This window comes from Telluria sp. BA11 (genome assembly GCF_056680305.1).
Genome location: NZ_CM155275.1, coordinates 3,108,612 through 3,127,270, shown reverse-complemented (window position 1 = coordinate 3,127,270; position 18,659 = coordinate 3,108,612). Strand labels below are relative to the sequence as shown.

The following is an 18,659-nucleotide window of genomic DNA, read 5'->3' as shown; positions in this document are numbered from 1 at the left end:
CGCGTGCCGGGATCAGGGCAACAGGATCGACAGCTCTTGCGCGCTCGCGCGCAGTACTGGCAAAAACTCTTCTTCCATCTTGCGCCGCGACACCCGCGCCGCGTGCGCCCCGATGTTCAGCGCCGCCAGCACATTGCCCGAGGCGCCGCGTACGGGGACCGAGATCGAGCGCAGGCCGACCTCCAGCTCTTCTTCGACCAGCACGTAGCCGGCGGTGCGCACGTCCGCCAGGATGGCCCTGAGCCGCTCGGGATTGACCACCGTGCGCTCGGTCATGGCCTTGAGCGGCACGCGCGCCAGATAGTCGTCCAGCTCTGGCGCCGGCAGGTGCGCCAGCAGCATGCGGCCCAGCGCCGTGCAGTACGCCGGCAGGCGGCTGCCGGTGGTCAGCGACACCGACATGATGCGCGAGGCGGCCGAGCGCCCCACGTACAGCACTTCGTCGTCCTGCAGCACGCCGAGCGAGCACGATTCGTTCAGGCTGCGGCTGACCTGGTTCAGGTAGGGATGGGCCGAGACCGTGAGCGGCGTCGACGACAGGTACGAGTAGCCGAGCGACAGCACCTTGGGCTTGAGCGAGAACTGGTTGCCGTCCGCGCTGGCATAACCCAGCGCAATCAGCGTGTGCAGGCAGCGCCGCACCGATGCGCGCGGAATCGCCGTGCGGTGGCTGATCTGGGCAATCGTCAGGCTGCGGCGCTGATCGCTGAACGCCTGCAGCACCGCCAGTCCGCGCGCCAGCGACAGCATGAAATTCGGGTCGCTGGCGATAGTGTCCGCTGGCAGTTCAGGCTCGTGTGGCGTGTTCATGGTGCTCCTTGGAAATGACGCAATAAACTGTTCGGCAATCGAACACATTCCATCGTGCCGGCTTGCGCCCCGGGCCGGCACACTTCTACACTCGATTCATCTGTTCAGTGATCAGACATTAGGGCGATTATCGAACAGTGTCAACGCGCGTTGCGCTGGAAAGGACCTGCACCATGATCGACAAGATTTCCCCGTCGGTGGCCGCGGCGGTGGCCGACATCCCCGATGGCGCGACCATCCTGATCGGTGGCTTCGGCACTGCCGGCATGCCGGCCGCCCTGATCGACGCGCTGATCGCACAAGGGGCGCGCGACCTCGTCATCGTCAACAACAATGCCGGCAACGGCGACACCGGCCTGGCGGCGCTGCTCAAGGCGCGCCGCGTGCGCAAGATCATCTGCTCGTTCCCGCGCCAGGCCGATTCGCACGTGTTCGACGCGCTGTACCGGGCCGGCGAGATCGAGCTCGAACTCACGCCGCAAGGCAATCTGGCCGAGCGCATCCGCGCCGCCGGCGCCGGCATCGGCGGCTTTTTTTCGCCCACCGGCTACGGCACCGATCTGGCGGCCGGCAAGGAAACGCGCCTCATCGACGGCCGCCACTATGTGCTTGAGTCGCCGATCCACGCTGACTTCGCACTGATCAAGGCCCTCCACGGCGACCGCTGGGGCAATCTGGTGTACCGCAAGACCGCGCGCAACTTCGGCCCGATCATGGCGATGGCGGCGCGCTGCACGATCGCCCAGGTCACCCGCGTGGTCGAACTGGGCGAACTCGATCCGGAAGCCATCGTCACACCGGGCATCTTCGTCCAGCGTGTCGTACAGGGAGACGCCGCATGCAACGCTTGAGCCGCGACCAGATCGCCGCGCGTGTCGCGCGCGACATTCCCGAAGGCGCTTACGTGAACCTGGGGATCGGCCTGCCGACGCTGGTCGGCGCGCACCTGCCCCCGGACCGCGAGATTTTTCTGCACAGCGAGAACGGCCTGCTCGGCATGGGCCCGCCGCCCGCCCCCGGCGACGAAGACGAAGACCTGATCAACGCCGGCAAACAGCCGGTGACGCTGCTGGCCGGCGGCAGCTACTTCCACCACGCCGACTCGTTCGCGATGATGCGCGGCGGGCACCTCGACATCTGCGTGCTCGGTGCGTTCCAGGTGTCCGTGCAGGGCGACCTGGCCAACTGGCATACCGGCGCGCCGGATGCGATTCCCGCCGTGGGCGGCGCGATGGACCTGGCCATCGGCGCCAAGCGCGTGTTCGTCATGATGGAGCACCAGACGCGCGACGGCGCCAGCAAGATCGTCGAGCGCTGCACTTATCCGCTCACGGGCCTGACGTGCGTGAGCCGCATCTACACCGACCTGGCCGTGCTCGATGTGACGCCCGCTGGCCTGGTGGTGCGGGACATCGTCGACGGCCTGTCGTTTGCCGAACTCGAACACATCACCGGGCTGGCCTTGACGGATGCGACGCAGGCGCACGCTGACGACCTCCCGCTCATTACCCAACGCGTCTGACCACGAAGGAGAAGCCCGCCCTACCCTGGTTTGTCAAGCAGCCGGCGCCCGACGCCAGCGCTTTCCTATAAAAATACAAGGAGACAATATGCATCGACAAGACGTGACCCTGGTCACCGGCGGCAGCGCCGGCATTGGCAGGGCCATCTGCGAGACGCTGATCGAGCAAGGCCGCACGGTGGTCAATCTCGACTACCGCCAGCCCGACTGGCGGCATGACCGGCTCGTGTCGTTCCAGGCCGACCTGACGCGCCAGAACGAGACCCGCGTGATCGCGCAACAGATCGCGGCCGCCTACAACGTGACGGCGCTGGTCAATAATGCGGGCGCCACCCGCCCCGGCACCATCGACACGGCCACGATGGAGGATCTCGACCATGTCGTGGACCTGCATCTGAAAGCCGCCATCCTTCTGGTCCAGGCCTTCCTGCCGGCGCTGCGCACGTCGGGACACGGCCGCATCGTCAACATCGCCTCGCGCGCGGCGCTGGGCAAGGCCGAGCGCATCGTGTACGCCGCCACCAAGGCCGGCCTGATCGGCCTGACGCGCACGCTGGCGCTCGAACTGGGCGGCGACGGCATCACCGTCAATGCCGTGGCGCCGGGGCCGATCGCGACCGAACTTTTCCACAACAGCAATCCCGAAGGCGCGCCGCAGACCCGGCGCATCATCGACAGCATCGTGGTGGGCCGCCTCGGCACGCCAGCCGATGTGGCGCGCGCCGCCGCCTTTTTCCTGTCGCCCGATAATGGTTTCGTCACTGGCCAGGTGCTGTATGTGTGTGGCGGCACCACGCTGGGCGTGGCCCCGGTCTGATTCGATCTGCAACAAGGCCTGGCTGCCGTCCGCGCGCGTGCCCGGTCCATTTCGCCGCATCCGTTGTCCTTATTGGAGACACATCATGTCACGCACCTTTTTGTCGAACCGCCGTACCCTCACCCTCGCCGCTGCGTCGGCCCTCGGCCTGCTGGCCCTGACGCCGCTGACGGCGCAGGCCCAAGCTTTCCCCACCAAGGCCATCACGATCATTGTCCCGTTCTCGGCCGGCGGCACGACCGACATCCTGGCACGCGTGCTGGGCCAATTCATCAGCAAGGATCTTGGCCAGCCGGTCATCATCGACAACCGCGCGGGCGCAGGCGGCAATATCGGCACGCAGCTCGTGGCGCGCGCCGCGCCCGACGGCTACACGATCCTCATGGGCACGGTCGGCACCCACGCCATCAACCAGAGCCTGTACCCGAAACTGGCGTTCGATCCGATCAAGGATTTCGCACCGCTCACGCGCGTGGCGCTGGTGCCGAACCTGCTGGTGGCCAATCCGGCGCAGCCGTTCAAGACGGTCAAGGAGCTGATGGCGTATACCAAGGCCAATCCCGGCAAGGTCACGTTCGGCTCGTCGGGCAGCGGCACGTCGATTCACCTGTCCGGCGAATTGTTCAAGCAGATGGCCGGGGTCGACATCCAGCACGTGGCCTACAAGGGCAGCGCGCCGGCCGTCAATGACCTGCTGGGCAACCACATCGCGATCATGTTTGACAATATGCCGTCGGCGATCAGCCACGTCAAAGCCGGCAAACTGCGCCCCCTGGCCGTCACTACGGCGCAGCGCTCGCCGGCACTGCCCGACGTGCCGACGGTCGCCGAAGCCGGTGTGCCTGGCTACGAAGCCACATCGTGGTTCGGCCTGCTGGCGCCGGCCGAAACGCCGGCCCCTGTCGTGGCCAAGCTGAACGCAGCGATCCTCAAGGCGCTGGCCGACCCGGACGTCAAGAACAAGCTGCTGGAGCAAGGCGCCGAACCAGCCGGCGAGACGCCGGCGCAGTTCGCGGCCTTCATCGCCAGCGAGACGGTCAAGTGGGGCAAGATCGTCAAGCAGTCCGGCGCGACAGCGCAGTAAGCTGCCGTGGTGCGCGGGGCGTGGTCCGCCCCGGCGTTATCTGCTACGCTAGCCGCACCACCACAGGAGACGCCACATGCTCAAACCGCCCATGCCAGGAATGACCGACACCCTCGAATTCGTCAAGAACCTGTGGGGTGGCATGCAGATCCCCGGCACCATGCCGGGCATGCCGCCGCTGCCCGGCGCGGGCATGTCGGTGGAAGACCTCGACAAGAAGATCGCCGACCTGAAGGCGGTCGAGGCCTGGCTCACCCTCAACCAGAACATGCTGCACGGTACGATCCAGGCCCTGGAAATCCAGCGCGGCACGCTGGCCACGCTCAAGGCGATGGGCGATAGCATGGCCCAGGCGATGGGCCAGACAAAGGTCAGCGAGTCGACAGTTGCGCCGTTCGCGCAGTTCTTTGCCCAGATGGCGCAGGCGGCTACGGCGCCGGCCCCGACGCCACCAACCCCAACACCAACGCCGCCACCGCCACCGCCACCAGCGCCCGATGCCGCGCAGGCCGCACCCGATGCTGCGGGCGCCGCCATGCCGGCCGCCGTGGCGTGGTGGAACCTGTTGCAGGATCAGTTCCGTCACGCCGTGGCCAGTACCATACCGGCCGAAGGCGCGGCGGCTGCCGATGACGCCCATGCAGCCGACGCGGCCCCTGCTGCGCCTGATGCGCCATCGGAGGAACCCGCCGCACGTGCCCGGCGCAACGGCCGCAGCAAGACCGACAAGACCTGACGCCAGCAGCCGGGGCGTTGCAGGGATGCCTTGAGGCGTCCCATTGACGGTGCTGGTAGCGCATGCGCATGAACCGTGCTGAACTGATCGGGCGGCCGCCCTTCCCGGCCGCTCAGTTCAGCCGGAGCGCCCCATGCTACCCAGTGACCTGTCCCACCTGACACCTTCGCAGGTCGACGACCTGCGCCGCAAGCTGGCCGCTGCCGGCTGCCAGCCGCCCCCCAACCCCGGCACGATCAGCGAACTGCACGACGCATTCGCGCTGCTGCGCCGCCGGCACCGCCTGGCGCCGTCCAATGCCATCGATGCCGACACCCTGCGCTGCCTGGACCTCGACGCCGGCCTGCTGTTCGGCGAAGTGCTGCGCGACGAACTCGATCTGCTGCGCCCCGCCAGCAGCGAAGCGCTCGACGCCGGCGTGCCGCCCGACCGCGCACGCCTGCGCGCCCGCGCCCACGGCGGCATGCTCACCGGCCTGGCCCTGTCCGGCGGCGGCGTACGCAGCGCCACGTTCGGGCTAGGGGCTTTGCAGGCACTGGCGCGCTGCCGCTTGCTGGGCCGGATCGATTACCTGTCCACCGTGTCCGGCGGCGGATTTGTCGGCGGCTGGCTGGCGCGCTGCCTGCACGCGCATGGCAACGACATCCACGAAGTCGAAGCCCTCCTCGCGCCGCCCGCTGGCAGGGGGGAGGCGCCCGAGCTGCGCTTCCTGCGCCAGTACAGCAATTACCTGTCGCCGCAGGGCGGCATGTTCAGCGCCGACACCTGGACGCTGCTCGGCATCTATGTGCGCAACACGGGCCTGAACCTGACGATGCTGGTAGCCTGGCTGTGCGCCCTGCTGCTGCTGCCGCGCTTTGCCGTCTGGGGCGTGCACCGGGTCGTGGGACCTGGCGGACCATGGACGCGCCTGGGCGACGTCGCCTGGATCGCGGGCGTGCTGCTGTTCTTGTTTGCCGTGTTCTGCATCGCGTTGTCGATTTCCAGCAAGCCGGCAAGTTCGCGCGGCCGGCGCCGCTTTCCGCTGTCGCAGGGCGCGGTCCTGTGGTGCATCAACCTGCCGCTGCTGCTGGCGGGCTTTCTCGGCAGTCTCGCCGTATGGCGCCACGGTGGTGCGACGCCGGCGACACTGCTGCCGCCGCAACTGGCCGAGCGGCCGCAGTGGCTGCTGGCGCCGGGCGTGGTCTACTTCATTGTCTGGGCCTGCGGCTGGTACCTGGCGCACGACCGCGCCAGTTCCTATCGGGGCGCGGGCTACACCGTCTGCGGCGCCAGCGCCCTGGCGGTGTTGCTGATCGTGCTCGACGCCACGCGCACCTTCGCACCGGCAATGCTGGCGTGGCTGCCGGACGGCGGCGCGCAGCTGTCGTGGTGGCTGTGCGGCTTTGTCGCGCTGGTGCTGCTGCTTGCGCTCTGGCTGGTCATGTACACGCGCCTGCGCGCCGACCCGCCACTGCGCGACCTGACCCGCGCGGAGCTGGGCGAAGGCCTGTCGCACTTTGCCTGCGCAATGGGCGCGCTCACGCTGGGCACCGTGCTGCTGCTGTGCGCCCTGGCGCTGCTGCCAGCGCCAGGTGCGCATCCGCTGGTGAACAACGCGATCGCGCTGGCCACCTTCGGCATGCCAGCGATGATGGCGCTGTTTGCCGTCACGATGAACCTGATGATCGGCCTGGTCGGCCGCCAGTACAGCGACGCGAGCCGTGAATGGTGGAGCCGCCAGGGCGCATGGACTGCGATCTTTGCGCTCGGCTGGCTGGCCTTCCACGGCGTGTGCTTCTTCTTTGCGCCGCTGCTGCACTGGGCCTGGCTCACCTACGCGCCGTGGTCGAACCTCGGCACGCTGGTCGGCTGGCTGACAATGACTGCCTTCGGCCTGAAGGCCGGCAGCGGTAGCGCCACCGGCGCGCGCGCCGCGCGCGACCCGAAGCTCGAACTGGTGGCGCGCCTGGCGCCGTATGTGTTTACGGTCGGGATCTTCGCGCTGCTCGGCAGCCTGGTGCAGCTGACGGTGGCGCGCCCGCGCCTGGACTGCCCGCACGCTATGCTCGCCTGCGTATTCCAGGCACACGCCGACGCCACGCTGGCGACCCGGGGCAGCACGCTGCTGGTGGCCTTTGCCTGCTTTCTCGGGGCCGCGCTGGTGCTCGGCTGGCGCGTCGACATCAACAAGTTTTCGTTGTACATGCTGTACCGGAATCGCGTCGTGCGTGCCTGGTTCGGCGCCGCCAACCGTGCGCGCCGGCCGCACCCGTTCACCGGCTTCGATCCGGGCGACGACATGCTGCTCGCCGAGCTCAAAAACGCGCGTCCGTACCCGATCGTCAACACCGCGCTGAACCTGGTGGATGGCGAAGAACTGGCATGGCAGACGCGGCGCACCGCGGCGTTCGCGTTCACGCCGCGCTGGTGCGGCTATGAGCAAGCGGGGCCTGGCGGTACCGGTTGCTATCGTCCCACCGCCGCCTACGCCGCGCACGCGGGCGTCGGCCTGGATGATGACGCCGGCGTGCGGCTGGGGATGGCGGTGGCGCTGTCGGGCGCCGCGGCCAGTCCGCACATGGGCGCGCACTGGTCGGCGCCGCTGAATTTCTTGATGACGATGTTCAATGTGCGCCTGGGTCGCTGGTGTCCGAACCCGGCGCGCCCGACCTGGACCAGCTCATCGCCGCCCATCGGCCTGTTCAGCCTCCTGGCCGAGCTGTTCGGCCAACTGGATGCCGACGCCGGCTACGTGCACCTGAGCGATGGCGGCCACTTCGACAACCTGGGCATCTATGAACTGGTACGGCGCCGCTGCCGCCTGGTGATCGCAGTGGACGTCGGCAGCGACCGCGAACACGCCTTCGAAGACCTGGGCAACGCGATCCGGCGCTGCGCCACCGAACTGCACGTGCGGATCGACCTGGATGTATCACGCCTTGCCATCGCGCCGGCCAGCGGCATGTGCAGCGCCAGCTGCGCCGCCGGCAGCATCCGCTACAGCCAGGCCGACCGCGCTGCCGACGACGGCGTGATCCTGTACGTCAAGCCCGCCCTCGTCGGCACGGAAAACGCCGACCTGCTCAATTACCGCAAGCTGCATCCCGACTACCCGCACGAGAGCCTGGCCGACGGCTGGTTCGATGAAGCACGCTTCGAGAGTTACCGCGCACTGGGCGAACACGTGCTGACGGGCGCCCTGGCTGACGCGGTGCAGGCGGCGGCGCTGGCCGATGGTGGCTGTAATCTTGAAAAGCTGTGCGCGGAATTACTGCGCAAGCACGGGCCGGCGCGCTAAGAGAAGCGGTTGCTGTGTGTCGGCTTGCTCACTGGCGTGACTGCCGGCGCCGATTCGGCTGGCATGTCAGTCGCGGCTTCCTTCTGGTCGGCATCATCCACCGGCGAAGACGGCGCCGCCGGATCGGCTTGCGGCTGCAAACCACGCAACTGTTCCATCAGCTGCGCGAAGCGCTGCTGCCCCGGCTGCAGCTTGTCGACATGTTCGAGCACCATGCGCGCCTCGGTGTCGAGTTCCTCGTCATAGCCTTCCTGCTGCATGTGCGAGATCGAAATCTGCACGGCGTTGAACAGCACCCGCACATTGTCCGGCACCCGTTCGCGCGCCATGCGCATCCACTTGACGGCGTCGGGCAGCTTCCCGCTCTTCCACAGCACGACGCCCTGGTTCATCAGGTCCACCGCTTCCTTGCGCGCAGCGCGGATGATGGCGGCGCCCTCTTCGCTCAGGCGCGCCTTGTCGAAGATGGCCTGGACCTCGTCCTGCAGCAGGTTGTTGTCGTGGTTGTTGCGCACCACGTGGGCCAGCACCTCGCCCGGCGTGTCCTTGACGCCCACCGCAAACAGCAGGATCGCCATCTCGATGCAGATCGCCGTGCCGGGGCGCTTGGGGTCCGCACCCAGCATCGTCTCGAGCTCGTCGCCGGTGCGGCGCGCGTTGCGGTAGTCACCGCTCTCGTGGTGGATCAGGCCTTCGGTGATCTTGGCGCGCAGCGCCATGTCGTCGTGGTCGCCGCCGAAGTCGCGCTGGGCCAGTTGCAGCAGTTGCAGTGCATCCTTGGTATTGTTTTTCAGACCGCACACGCGCGCCAGGCCAAGGTAGGCATCGGGCGTCTTGCGGATCGAGTACTCACCGATCACGAGGCACTTGCGAAATGCCTTTTCGGCCAGCGCGACATTGCCCAGCTTGAGCGCCGCCTGGCCCAGGTTGCGCTGGCGCGGCACCGAGTTGGGCGAGAGCTTGGCCGCGCGTTCCAGGATCGCAGCGGCTTCGTCGTGCCGGCCCAGGCCCTGATAGGCCTGCGCCAGCTGGTCGTAGGCGTCGATGTAGTGGCGGTTCTCGGCGATCACGGTCTGGAACATCTGGCGCGCCTGCTCGAAGTCGCCATCGGCCAGGCGGATCTTGCCCAGGCCCGCGCGGGCCCAGTGGTATTCGCGCTGGCCCAGCACCTGCTCGTACACGGCGCGCGCCAGCGCCGGCTGGCCGCTGCGCTCGAGCATGCGCGCCTTCATGCGCAGCAGCTCGATCACGTGTACGCGGTTGGCGGCGATCTGCTCGTCGCACAGGGTCGCGGCGCGCAGGTAATCCTTTTCCATGAAGGCCTGGTCGATCAGGCGAAAAATCTGCTTGCGGCGCCACACGCGGTTCAGGCGCGACAGCAGCACGCCTTCGGTGATCGGCTTGACCAGGTAGGCGTCCGGCTGGTGCTCGGCCGCGCCCATTACTGATTCGACGCTCTTTTCGGCCGAGACCATGACGAACACGCTCGACGGCAGCAGCAACTGGCGGATGCGCGCTTCTTCCAGCACCTGCTGGCCGTTCTTGCCCTCGCCCAGGTTGTAATCGCACAGCACGACGTCGTAGCGCGTCTTGGTCAGGAGACTCATGGCTTCGCCGCCGCTCGAGGCCTGGTCGATATTGCGTGCACCCAGGCTGCGCAGGCTTTCGCGCAGCAGCTGGCGGATCCCGGCAAAGTCGTCGACGATCAGGTAGTGCTTGCCAGCCCAGTCGATCTGCTCGAGGACCTTGGGCAGCGCAGGCGTGGGGACATCTGCAGGCGCAGCTGTGGGCGTGGGCTTGGGCACGATGGATGCGATGGCAGCGGCAGGCGTGATCATGGCAGCGTCAGGATGAAGCAGCCGCCGCCCAGCCGACCGCCGTTCTCGAGCCGCACGGCGCCATGGCGCCCGCGATGGTGGTGCATGCGCGCCACCTCGCTCGAAAAATACAGGCCCAGGCCCGCGCTGTTGGTGGCGAAGTTGACGCCGATGTCGCCGCTCCCGGGCGCACCGGCCGCCAGCAGGCCTGGCGGAAAGCCGGCGCCATTGTCTTCGACGCGAATCTCGAACTGGCCATCGACTTCGCGCGCAGCCAGCAGGATACGGTCGCGCGTGTAGTGCAGCGCGTTATTGACCGCATGCGAGACGACGCCGACGATCAGGTCTTCGTCGACGTGGGCAATCAGGTCAGGGTCGACATCGAGTTCGAGCCGGATGCCGCGCGACTCGAGCAGCACGCGCGAGAGCGCCACGACCTGCTCGACGACTTGCCCGACTTCGAGCGGCTGCGCATCGAACGGGTAGCCGGGCTTGCCGACCTGCTTGTAGAGCGCGAGGAGTTGCATCAGATTGTCGTTCAGGCGGCGCGTCTGGTACAGCATCTGCCCCATCTGGCCATACGCTTTCTCGGTCTCGGGCGTGGCGCCGTCGAGCAGCCGCTCGAGCGTGCCGGACAGCACGCTGATCGAGTTCTTCATGTCGTGGGCAGTCACCGCGAGAAACAGGAACAGCTCGGGCGAATGTGGTGCATCTTCCATCGCGGACCAGCCTCCTTCTGCGGTTAATAGTTGCTACCGGTAAATTATACCGGCTCGACCGGCACAGTCTGGACGCGATTGCCCCGGATGAGCGCACATTTGCGACAACGCAACAGCTACAGGTCGCCCCCGGTACTGGCCGGCTGCCGGGCGCCGCGGCGAGCGCGCAGCACGAAGCGGGCCGGATCGAGCGCATCGACCAGCGTCATCTCCAGCGGCAGCGGCTCGCCTTCCAGCTGCGCTGCCAACAGCTCGGCCGCCAGCGGCGCCCAGATCAGACCACGCGAGGCATAGCCCAGGAGGCCGTACAGCCCCGGATGGCGCGGCACGTCGCGCAGGCGCTCGGTGCTGCCGGCGGCGGCGATATCAGGCAGGCGGCCCACGAGCGGCAGGCGGTCCGGCGCCACGCAGCGAAAGCCCACGCGGCCCGCCAGTGGCGCGTCGTCAGCCGCAAGCGGATCGGACACCAGCGCGCGCAGGCGCGTCACGTTTTCCAGCTGGCTGCTGGCACGCAGCGCGGGATCGGCATCGAGATCGTACGTCGCGCCGGCACACAGCACGTCCTGCGCGGACGGCGTCAGATAAGCTTCGCGGCACAGCACCAGCGGCAACTGCGGCGCCGCACCCGGCGGCAGATGCGTGACCTGGCCGCGCAGGGCCTGCAGCGGCAGATCGGCGGTCAGCGCCATGCGGCGTGCGCCGGCGCCGCTGGCCAGGGCCGCCGTCGGGGCCATGGCCAGTACGGCGCCATCGGGCGCGCGCGCCAGCCAGGTGCCGCCTTCTCGCTCCAGCATCACGTCACCGGCGCCGAAGCACCGCGTCAGGCGCGCGCCGCACGACGCCAGCAAAGCTTCGCAGACACTGGCCGGACGCGCCCAGCCGCCTTGCGGGAACAGCCAGCCGCCGTCCGGCGCCGGCAAGCCAAGCAATGCTTCGGCCTCCGGGGATTCGAGCCAGCGCGCGAAATCAGGCGGGACGCTGCCATCGTTCGCGATGGCGCGCGAGACCGCTGCGTGATCGGCATCGCGCGCCAGTTGCAGCACGCCGCAGGCGGCGCCGTCGAAGGCCTGGCCGACGCCGCCCAGCTGCTCCCACAGGCGCAGCGCGTACAGGTAGGCGGCGCGTGTCAGGCGTGTCGGGACGTTGTCGTCGCGCGAGAGCAGCGGCATGAAGATGCCGGCCAGGTTGCCCGACGCTTCCAGCGCCACCTCGGGATGTCGCTCGATCAGCGTGACTTGCCAGCCGCGCGCGCACAGGCGCGCCGCCAGCGCGCAGCCGGCGAGCCCCGCCCCCAGCACCAGCGCGTGGCGGACAGGTTCCGGCGTGACGGGCAGGCGTGGTTTGCGGCTGGAGAAGACCGCGTTGTCATTGTTCTCGAACACGAAGCCTTGCGCCGTCAGCGCTTGTCTCTGCGCGTCATCCAGGCCGGATGCGGCAAGGCGCGCGCCGAGTGTCGTCAGGCGCGCCAGCGGTCGGGCAAAGGCGCTGCCGGCGGGGCCGTGCAGCCGGATGCAATCCAGGTGCGCATTGAGTTCGGCCAGTGCGCTCTCGAGCGGCGCCGCCAGCAAGTCCAGCGTGATGCCAGTTTCTGCTTGCGGGATGCGGTGAAAGCCCGGCTGCAGATCGGGCGCCAGTGCCACGATGTGCAGGTGCTGCGGACGCTGCGGGTCGGCGTGCCAGGCCGCGATCAGGGCGGCAACGCGCGCGCCATCGCCATGGTCGCTGTCGAACACGGTGTAGCGCGTGCGGCCACGCCAGTGGTCCTGCATCGGCATGTCAGCGCCGTGTGCGACAGATGCAGTCGCGATCATGGTCGTCCACCATGCCGATGCCCTGCATGTAGGCATACACGATGGTCGAACCGACGAACTTGAAGCCGCGCTTGCCCAGATCTTTCGACAGGCGGTCGGACAGTTCGGTGCGCGCCGGGCGGGCGCCATCCGGCCAGTCATTGACGATCGGCGCGCCATCGACAAAGCCCCACAGGTACGCGTCGAGCGTCAGGCCCTGCTCGCGCATGGCCAGGTAGGCGCGCGCATTGGTGATCGTCGCCGCTACCTTGAGGCGATTGCGCACGATGCCTGGATTGGCCAGCAGCTCGGCCTTCTTGTCGTCGCCGTAGGCCGCGATCCTGTGCGCATCCCAGCCATCGAAGGCGGCGCGATACGTGTCGCGCTTGTTCAGGATGGTTTCCCACGACAGGCCGGCCTGCGCGCCTTCGAGATTGAGCATCTCGAACAGCGTGGTTTCATCGTGGCACGGCACGCCCCACTCGTTGTCGTGGTAGGCGATGTAGCGCGGGTTGGCCATATTGGCCCAGGAGCAGCGGGTGATGGTATTGGCGGTATTGGCGGTATTGGCGGTCGACATGGCACGAGTATAGATCAGGCTTGCGTAACGACCGCTGGGTGGTGCTTGACCGTCAGATCGAGCAGCGCGACCATCTCACCCTCGTCGTCGATGTCCGTTTCGACGAAGCCAAAGCTGGCGTAAAAACGCGATGCCACCGCGTTGCCGGGGATATAGCTGATCCAGACCCTGGTGGCTGCAGCATCGCGTCGGATCTCGTCCAGCAATATGGTCAGCGCAGCGCGACCATGTCCCTGGCCCTGATGACGCTGATCGATCATGAAACGCCAGATGCTGTATTCGCCATGTTCATCGTCGCCATCCAATGCCACGAACATCATGAAACCAATGACGTCACGATCGATGCAGATGGCACGCGTGTGGTAGTTCGAATGAAAGCTGGCCTGCGCGATCGAATACGAATTGGAGGCCAGGAACGCACGCTGATGCGGATGCAGCTCGAGCTCGGCCACGGTCTCGAAGTTATCTTTCGTGACCGGGCATAACGCCACTGACCGGCTGGAAAATGCGTTCGCCATTACCTGGCGCCGCGTAGCGGCATCGTGCGCAGGCGGGCCAGCACGTCATCGATGCGGCCGGCAGCGACCAGCTGCGCAGGCGTGCTGTCGCCAAGCTCCGGCTGGGGCGTGGTCATCCATGCGTCGGCGGCGTCGATGCTGCCGAGCACCTGGCGCACCTCGTGCATGACCGCGTAATGGGTCTGGGCCTTGCGCGAATGGTCCTGGAAGCGTGCCTGCAAAGCGCTGATGTTGTTGGGAGAAAGACGTTCGGGATCGGTCATGATGTGGGTCTCGGTAGCGTTGACGGCATCATACCTTGCCGCGGCGCGCGCTGGCCGGCCAGTGCGCTTCGATCACCTTCGCCAGCGCCGCCACGCCGCGCCGGATATCCGCCGGCGGCACCGCCGAAAAGCCCAGCAGCAGTCCCGGCGCCACCGCGCAGGCCGGCGTGGCGGCGGGATTCGCAAAATACCCTAGCGGACGCAGTTCGATGCCGGCGTCAAACGCCGCCTGCGCCACCCGGTCTTCCAGCGGAATACGGCCACGCTCGTCGGGCAGGAAGTGCGTGCACAAGTCCAGCCCCGCATCGGCCGGGCCACAGCGCAAGCGTTCGCCCAGACAGTCGCTCAGCGCCGCCATCAGCGCTGCGCGTCGTTCCGCATACGCGTCGCGCGTGCGCCGGATGTGGCGCATGAAGTGGCCTTCCCCGATGAAGTCGGCCAGCACCGCCTGCGGCAGGATCGCACCCTGGCGGTCGATCAGCGCTTTTGCGCGCGCGAGCGGTTCGGCCAGCGCCGGCGGCGCGACGACGTAGCCGAGCCGCAGCGCCGGAAACAGCACCTTCGAGAACGTGCCCACATAGATCACGCAACCGGCGCGGTCGAGGCTTTGCAGCGACGCCAGCGGCGGGCCGGTGTAGCGGTACTCGCTGTCGTAATCGTCCTCGATCACCCAGGCGCGGTTGGCCGTGGCCCAGCGCAGCAGTTCGAGCCGGCGCGCGAGGCTCATCGTCACGCCCAGCGGCAGCTGGTGCGACGGGGTAGCGAACACCATGCGCGCGTCCGGATAATGCAGCGCGCCATACGCCACATCCATCCCTTCGTCGGTCACCGGCACGGTGCACAGGCGCGCTCCGGCCACTTGCATCGGCGCGCTGGCGCCCTGGTAGCCGGGCGACTCGAGCCAGACACCGTCGCCAGGCGCGAGCAGCAGTTGCGACAGCAGATACAAGGCCTGCTGCGAACCGGACGTGATCACGATCTGCTCCGGTTCGCATACGACGCCGCGCGAAGCGCGCAGGTAAGCGCACAGCAGTTCGCGCAGCGGGGCGTAGCCGTTGGCGGCGCCATAGCCGAGATAGGGACCGGAACGATGCGCGCGCCGTAACTGGCGCGCTTCGAGCTTGCGCCACAGGTCGAACGGAAACAAATCCAGGCCCGGCATGCTGGGGCGGAACGCGCGCGGCGGACCATCGCGCAACGGCGCCCGGCCCATGGCGGTGGCCATGGCCACGCCGCGTGCCGGCAATGCCCGCAGCAGGCCATCGGTCCGTGGCGGCCTGCGCGCAAGCGGCAAGGCCTCGTCGACAAACGTGCCGTGACCCACGCCGCCACGCAGATAGCCCTCGGCAGTGAGCTGATCGTAGGCCGCCAGCACGGTCTGGCGCGATACCCCCAGCGCGACGCACAGAGTGCGTGTGGCCGGCAGGCGTGCGCCGGGGGCAAGTGTGCCCTGCAGGATGGCGTCTTTGAGCCGTACGTACAGTTGGCGAAACAGGGGGATCTCACCGCTGCGTTCAAGCGGCTTAGCGGCAATCAGGTCGTGGGCATGCATGGTGGGCAGAATCCTATTGGTACGCCCATCTTTACTGTAATTGGCTATTTTGGAAAGCCAATTTGTAGCCGAGGATACGGGTCTACTCTGGAGACACATTGCATGTATTGCCCTGCCCGTTTTGCCCAGCCTGACAGCACCAGCCTGCATGACCTGATCGCCGCCCATCCACTAGGCATGCTGGTGACGCACAGCGACGGCGTACCGGATGCCGATCACCTGCCATTTGATGTCTACGCGAGCGATGGTATTTTGCGCACGCATGTCGCGCGCCGCAATCCCCTCTGGCAGCGCGACGGGCAGCAAGTGCTGGTCGTGTTTCGCGGTCCATCGGGGTATGCCACGCCGGACCGCGTGGAAAAAGAGGAAACGGGTGGCCGCGTCGTGCCCACGTGGACCTATAACGTGGTGCATGTGCACGGGCGGCTGCGCACGATCGACGAGCCGGCCTGGCTGCTGGCACAGGTGACGCGCCTGACCGACCGCATGGAACACATGCAAGCTGAACCATGGACGGTGGGCGACGCACCGAACGATTACATCGAGGGGATGCTGAACGCCATCGTCGGCATCGAAATCGTGATCGAACGGATTGAAGGGAAATGGAAAACCGAGCCGGCGCCAAGGGTGCGAACCACCCCTGGCGCCGGCCCGGTCAATGCCGGATCTTAGTGGCTGGCGCCGGTATGGCCTGCGGCGCCCGAGCTGCCGGTGCTGCCCATTTTGCCGCTAGCAACTTGCTCGGCGTGCTTCAGGTGCTCTTGCACGACCGGGATCATCTTGTCGACCTGACCCTTGACGTCAGCATCCTTGGCCGCTTTCGAGGCTTTTTGCAGCTTGGCCAGCGTGTCCTTGTGCGCTGCCACGCCGCCCTGCTTCGTGTAGGCCTTGTCGAACGCGTCGCCGTTTGCCTTTTCCAGCTTGGCGGCCAGCGCCTTGTGCTTGGCGTCGAGCTCGGTCGGCAGGGTCACGCCCTTCGATTGTGCCAGGGTCTGCACTTCGGTCAGCGCTTTGCCATGGTCGTCGACCATTTTCTGACCGAACGCTTTCACATCGGCATTCTGGCTCTTGCTTTGCGCCATTTTGCCCATCTCGACTTCGGCCATGTTCGACATCGCCATGTCCATGATGGCCTTGCGATCGGCAGCGGTCAGCTTGGCCGTGCCGCTCGCGGTGGCGGCGGTTGCGCTGGCGCCCATCTGGGTGGAGGCGGTTTGCGCCTGCGCGCCAACCGAACCGAACATGGCTGCTGCGACTGACACGGCCAACAAGCGCTTGATGAGTTGAGTTTTCTGCATGGTGTATCTCCTGGTTCTTGACATTGTGTATGTTTGGTCGATTCAACACTGCTTGTCGAAACCGTCGTCCTGACGGTTATCAACAAAACAACATCGAGTGGGCAAACTGTATACCTGTGTCATTGTTACCAGCGCTCGATAGCCAATAGGAAACTTTCAATCAAAAAAGCCAGCCTCGATGGCTGGCTTTGTATCACCGGAATTGCAATGTTGCCGTCAGATCGCCCGGCGGACGGGCCCCACGCCCTTCGAACGCGGCGTTACGCACAGCCAGGCCTTCCAGCAGCGGCAGACCGTGCAGGCGCGTGATGAAGCGCAGCACCGAGGTCGTGTCATAGAAGTTGTGGTCAACCGCGCCCCGCTTGGCGTGCGGCGACACCACGATCGCCGGAATGCGCGAGCCCGGGCCCCAGCGGTCGCCCTTGGGCGGGGCCACATGGTCCCACCAGCCGCCGTTCTCGTCGAACGTAATCACCACCACCATGTCTTTCCACTGCGGTGATTTTTTCAGGTGCTCGATGACGTTGGCGACATGGGCGTCGCCCGATTCGATGTCCGAGTACCCGGCGTGCAGGTTCAGGTTGCCTTGCGGCTTGTAGAACGCGACCGCCGGCAGTTTGCCGGCAATCACGTCGGCAATGAAACGGTTCGAAATCGGGCTGTCGCCCAGGCCACCGTCGCGCAAGTGGTCGGCGCGCGCCTTGGTTCCAGGGGCGAACTGCCTGAAGTAATTGAATGGCTGGTGGTGGTACTGGAAGTTGGGCTTCTGGCCGGCGCCGCGGCCATCGAGCGCCGCTTGCTGGCCGCCGCCATACCAGGCCCAGCTGACACCGCGCCGGGACAACAGGTCGCCGATCGTGTCGTAGGTTTGCGGCGGCAACACGCTGGCGTCTTGCGGGTCGGCGTGCAGCGGGTTGCCATCGACGGCCGGGCGGACCCAGCTCGGCTGGTATGGCGGCGCCATCGTATTGACGGCGTAACCGTCCGGCGTCATCGCGCCGTTACGCACGACCTTGGGCGGACCGCCCAGTGCCGAGGCCGGCGAATCGGGTTGCAGCGCCAGGCGCACGCCCTGCGGGCCATCGGCCAGCACGGCAATCTTCGACTTGGCCGCCGTTTGCGCAGCATGGAAGTATTCCGGCACGCGCCCGCTGATCAGGAACTGGTGGTTCAGGTACGAGCCGCCAAATGCTGCCATGAAGAAGTTGTCGCACAGCGTGAATTCGCGCGCGATCTGCCACAGGCCGAGGTTCTTTGATGTTTCGCCATAATAGCCCATCACCATGCCGCCAGCATCGGACCAGGCGGCAAAGCCGTCGTTGCGCCCGCCATTGATCTGCATCTGGTTGTGATAAAACTGGTGCACCAGGTCGCGCGTGACGATCGCTTCCGGCAGTGGCTTGCCGTCGCCGTCAGTCAGCTTGAACGGCGCGTTCGGCAGTCTGGTCAGTTGCTTCTCGTCGATCAGGTAATCCTTGCCGCCGATATTCTGGCGGCCCGGCACCATGCCGCCCCAGATTTTGGGCAGGGTCGGCAGGACCGAACCATCGCGGTCGCGCTGCTGCAGGCGCGCCGCAGGCACACTCGCCAGAGGCTCGGCCAGGCCGGGAAAATCGGCAAACAGGTTGTTGAAGCTGCGATTTTCCAGGTAGATCACGACCACGTTCTTGACGTGGGCTCGCAGTTTTGCGTCGAGAGAACTCCTGGCTGGCGCCTTCGCCGCGGTGGGCGCTGCGCTTGCCACGCCGGGCAGCGTGCCGGCGCCGGCCACCACGCCAGCGGCCGCAGCGGCCTGGAAGATGCGCCTGCGCGCGGGATTGCCTGGCTGGGTGGACGCGTCCGGTCCCGAATCTTGCTCGTGCACGTATTGCTC

The 18,659-nt window shown here is 66.9% G+C and carries 17 protein-coding genes; 7 read left to right on the top strand and 10 right to left on the bottom strand.

Going from position 1 to position 18,659, the window contains the following annotated elements; genetic code table 11:
- Positions 1-12 precede the first annotated feature (12 nt).
- Positions 13-810: an IclR family transcriptional regulator domain-containing protein gene (locus AC1MGT_RS13770; RefSeq protein WP_499500628.1), complete on the bottom strand. Its 798-nt coding sequence runs from the start codon at positions 808-810 to the stop codon at positions 13-15.
- A 173-nt stretch (positions 811-983) separates the two neighbouring features.
- On the opposite strand from AC1MGT_RS13770, the gene AC1MGT_RS13765 reads away from it, so the two are divergent.
- The 6 genes from AC1MGT_RS13765 (at position 984) to AC1MGT_RS13740 (ending at position 8,249) form a co-directional block, all read left to right on the top strand.
- Positions 984-1,661, top strand: coding sequence for a 3-oxoacid CoA-transferase subunit A (locus AC1MGT_RS13765; protein ID WP_499500626.1), 678 nt, complete (start codon positions 984-986; stop codon positions 1,659-1,661).
- Positions 1,649-2,332, top strand: coding sequence for a 3-oxoacid CoA-transferase subunit B (locus tag AC1MGT_RS13760; protein WP_499500624.1), 684 nt, complete (start codon positions 1,649-1,651; stop codon positions 2,330-2,332). Before AC1MGT_RS13765 ends, AC1MGT_RS13760 begins: the two co-directional genes overlap by 13 nt.
- Positions 2,333-2,420: 88 nt before the next feature.
- On the top strand, positions 2,421-3,149 hold the full coding sequence (locus AC1MGT_RS13755; protein WP_499500623.1) for an SDR family NAD(P)-dependent oxidoreductase: 729 nt from the start codon (positions 2,421-2,423) through the stop codon (positions 3,147-3,149).
- Between the two features lie 85 nt (positions 3,150-3,234).
- Entirely contained in the window at positions 3,235-4,233 is a 999-nt protein-coding gene (locus tag AC1MGT_RS13750) for a Bug family tripartite tricarboxylate transporter substrate binding protein (RefSeq protein WP_499500621.1), read from the top strand.
- 76 nt (positions 4,234-4,309) lie between these two features.
- On the top strand, positions 4,310-4,969 hold the full coding sequence (locus AC1MGT_RS13745) for a PhaM family polyhydroxyalkanoate granule multifunctional regulatory protein (RefSeq protein WP_499500619.1): 660 nt from the start codon (positions 4,310-4,312) through the stop codon (positions 4,967-4,969).
- A 133-nt stretch (positions 4,970-5,102) separates the two neighbouring features.
- Positions 5,103-8,249, top strand: a complete 3,147-nt coding sequence (locus AC1MGT_RS13740) for a patatin-like phospholipase family protein (protein WP_499500617.1) — start codon at positions 5,103-5,105, stop codon at positions 8,247-8,249.
- On the opposite strand, the gene AC1MGT_RS13735 is transcribed toward AC1MGT_RS13740, so the two are convergent.
- The 7 genes from AC1MGT_RS13735 to pdxR form a co-directional block, all read right to left on the bottom strand.
- Entirely contained in the window at positions 8,246-10,087 is a 1,842-nt protein-coding gene (locus tag AC1MGT_RS13735) for a tetratricopeptide repeat protein (RefSeq protein ID WP_499500615.1), read from the bottom strand. The two genes, AC1MGT_RS13740 and AC1MGT_RS13735, sit on opposite strands and share 4 nt — an antisense overlap.
- Entirely contained in the window at positions 10,084-10,785 is a 702-nt protein-coding gene (locus AC1MGT_RS13730; protein WP_499500613.1) for a sensor histidine kinase, read from the bottom strand. The genes AC1MGT_RS13735 and AC1MGT_RS13730 overlap by 4 nt, the downstream gene beginning before the upstream one ends.
- Positions 10,786-10,901: 116 nt before the next feature.
- Positions 10,902-12,560 (bottom strand): FAD-dependent 5-carboxymethylaminomethyl-2-thiouridine(34) oxidoreductase MnmC1, encoded by a 1,659-nt coding sequence (mnmC1, locus tag AC1MGT_RS13725; RefSeq protein ID WP_499500612.1) that lies wholly within the window; start codon positions 12,558-12,560, stop codon positions 10,902-10,904.
- A 1-nt stretch (position 12,561) separates the two neighbouring features.
- Positions 12,562-13,155, bottom strand: a complete 594-nt coding sequence (locus AC1MGT_RS13720) for a DNA-3-methyladenine glycosylase I (RefSeq protein ID WP_499500611.1) — start codon at positions 13,153-13,155, stop codon at positions 12,562-12,564.
- A gap of 14 nt (positions 13,156-13,169) precedes the next feature.
- Positions 13,170-13,673 carry a GNAT family N-acetyltransferase gene (locus AC1MGT_RS13715; protein WP_499500610.1) on the bottom strand — a complete coding sequence of 168 codons (504 nt, stop codon included), beginning with the start codon at positions 13,671-13,673 and terminating at the stop codon, positions 13,170-13,172.
- Positions 13,673-13,936: an antitoxin Xre/MbcA/ParS toxin-binding domain-containing protein gene (locus AC1MGT_RS13710; RefSeq protein ID WP_499500609.1), complete on the bottom strand. Its 264-nt coding sequence runs from the start codon at positions 13,934-13,936 to the stop codon at positions 13,673-13,675. Before AC1MGT_RS13710 ends, AC1MGT_RS13715 begins: the two co-directional genes overlap by 1 nt.
- A gap of 28 nt (positions 13,937-13,964) precedes the next feature.
- Positions 13,965-15,488 (bottom strand): MocR-like pyridoxine biosynthesis transcription factor PdxR, encoded by a 1,524-nt coding sequence (gene pdxR, locus AC1MGT_RS13705; protein WP_499500608.1) that lies wholly within the window; start codon positions 15,486-15,488, stop codon positions 13,965-13,967.
- 102 nt (positions 15,489-15,590) lie between these two features.
- Here pdxR and AC1MGT_RS13700 point away from each other — a divergent pair, with 102 nt between their 5' ends.
- The gene (locus tag AC1MGT_RS13700; RefSeq protein WP_499500607.1) at positions 15,591-16,160 is read left to right on the top strand and encodes an FMN-binding negative transcriptional regulator; all 570 of its coding nucleotides are present in this window, start codon (positions 15,591-15,593) and stop codon (positions 16,158-16,160) included.
- Here AC1MGT_RS13700 and AC1MGT_RS13695 read toward each other — a convergent pair.
- Entirely contained in the window at positions 16,157-16,786 is a 630-nt protein-coding gene (locus AC1MGT_RS13695) for a DUF4142 domain-containing protein (protein WP_499500606.1), read from the bottom strand. The genes AC1MGT_RS13700 and AC1MGT_RS13695 overlap by 4 nt on opposite strands.
- A 193-nt stretch (positions 16,787-16,979) precedes the next feature.
- The gene (locus AC1MGT_RS13690; RefSeq protein ID WP_499500605.1) at positions 16,980-18,650 is read right to left on the bottom strand and encodes an acid phosphatase; all 1,671 of its coding nucleotides are present in this window, start codon (positions 18,648-18,650) and stop codon (positions 16,980-16,982) included.
- Positions 18,651-18,659: the final 9 nt, after the last annotated feature.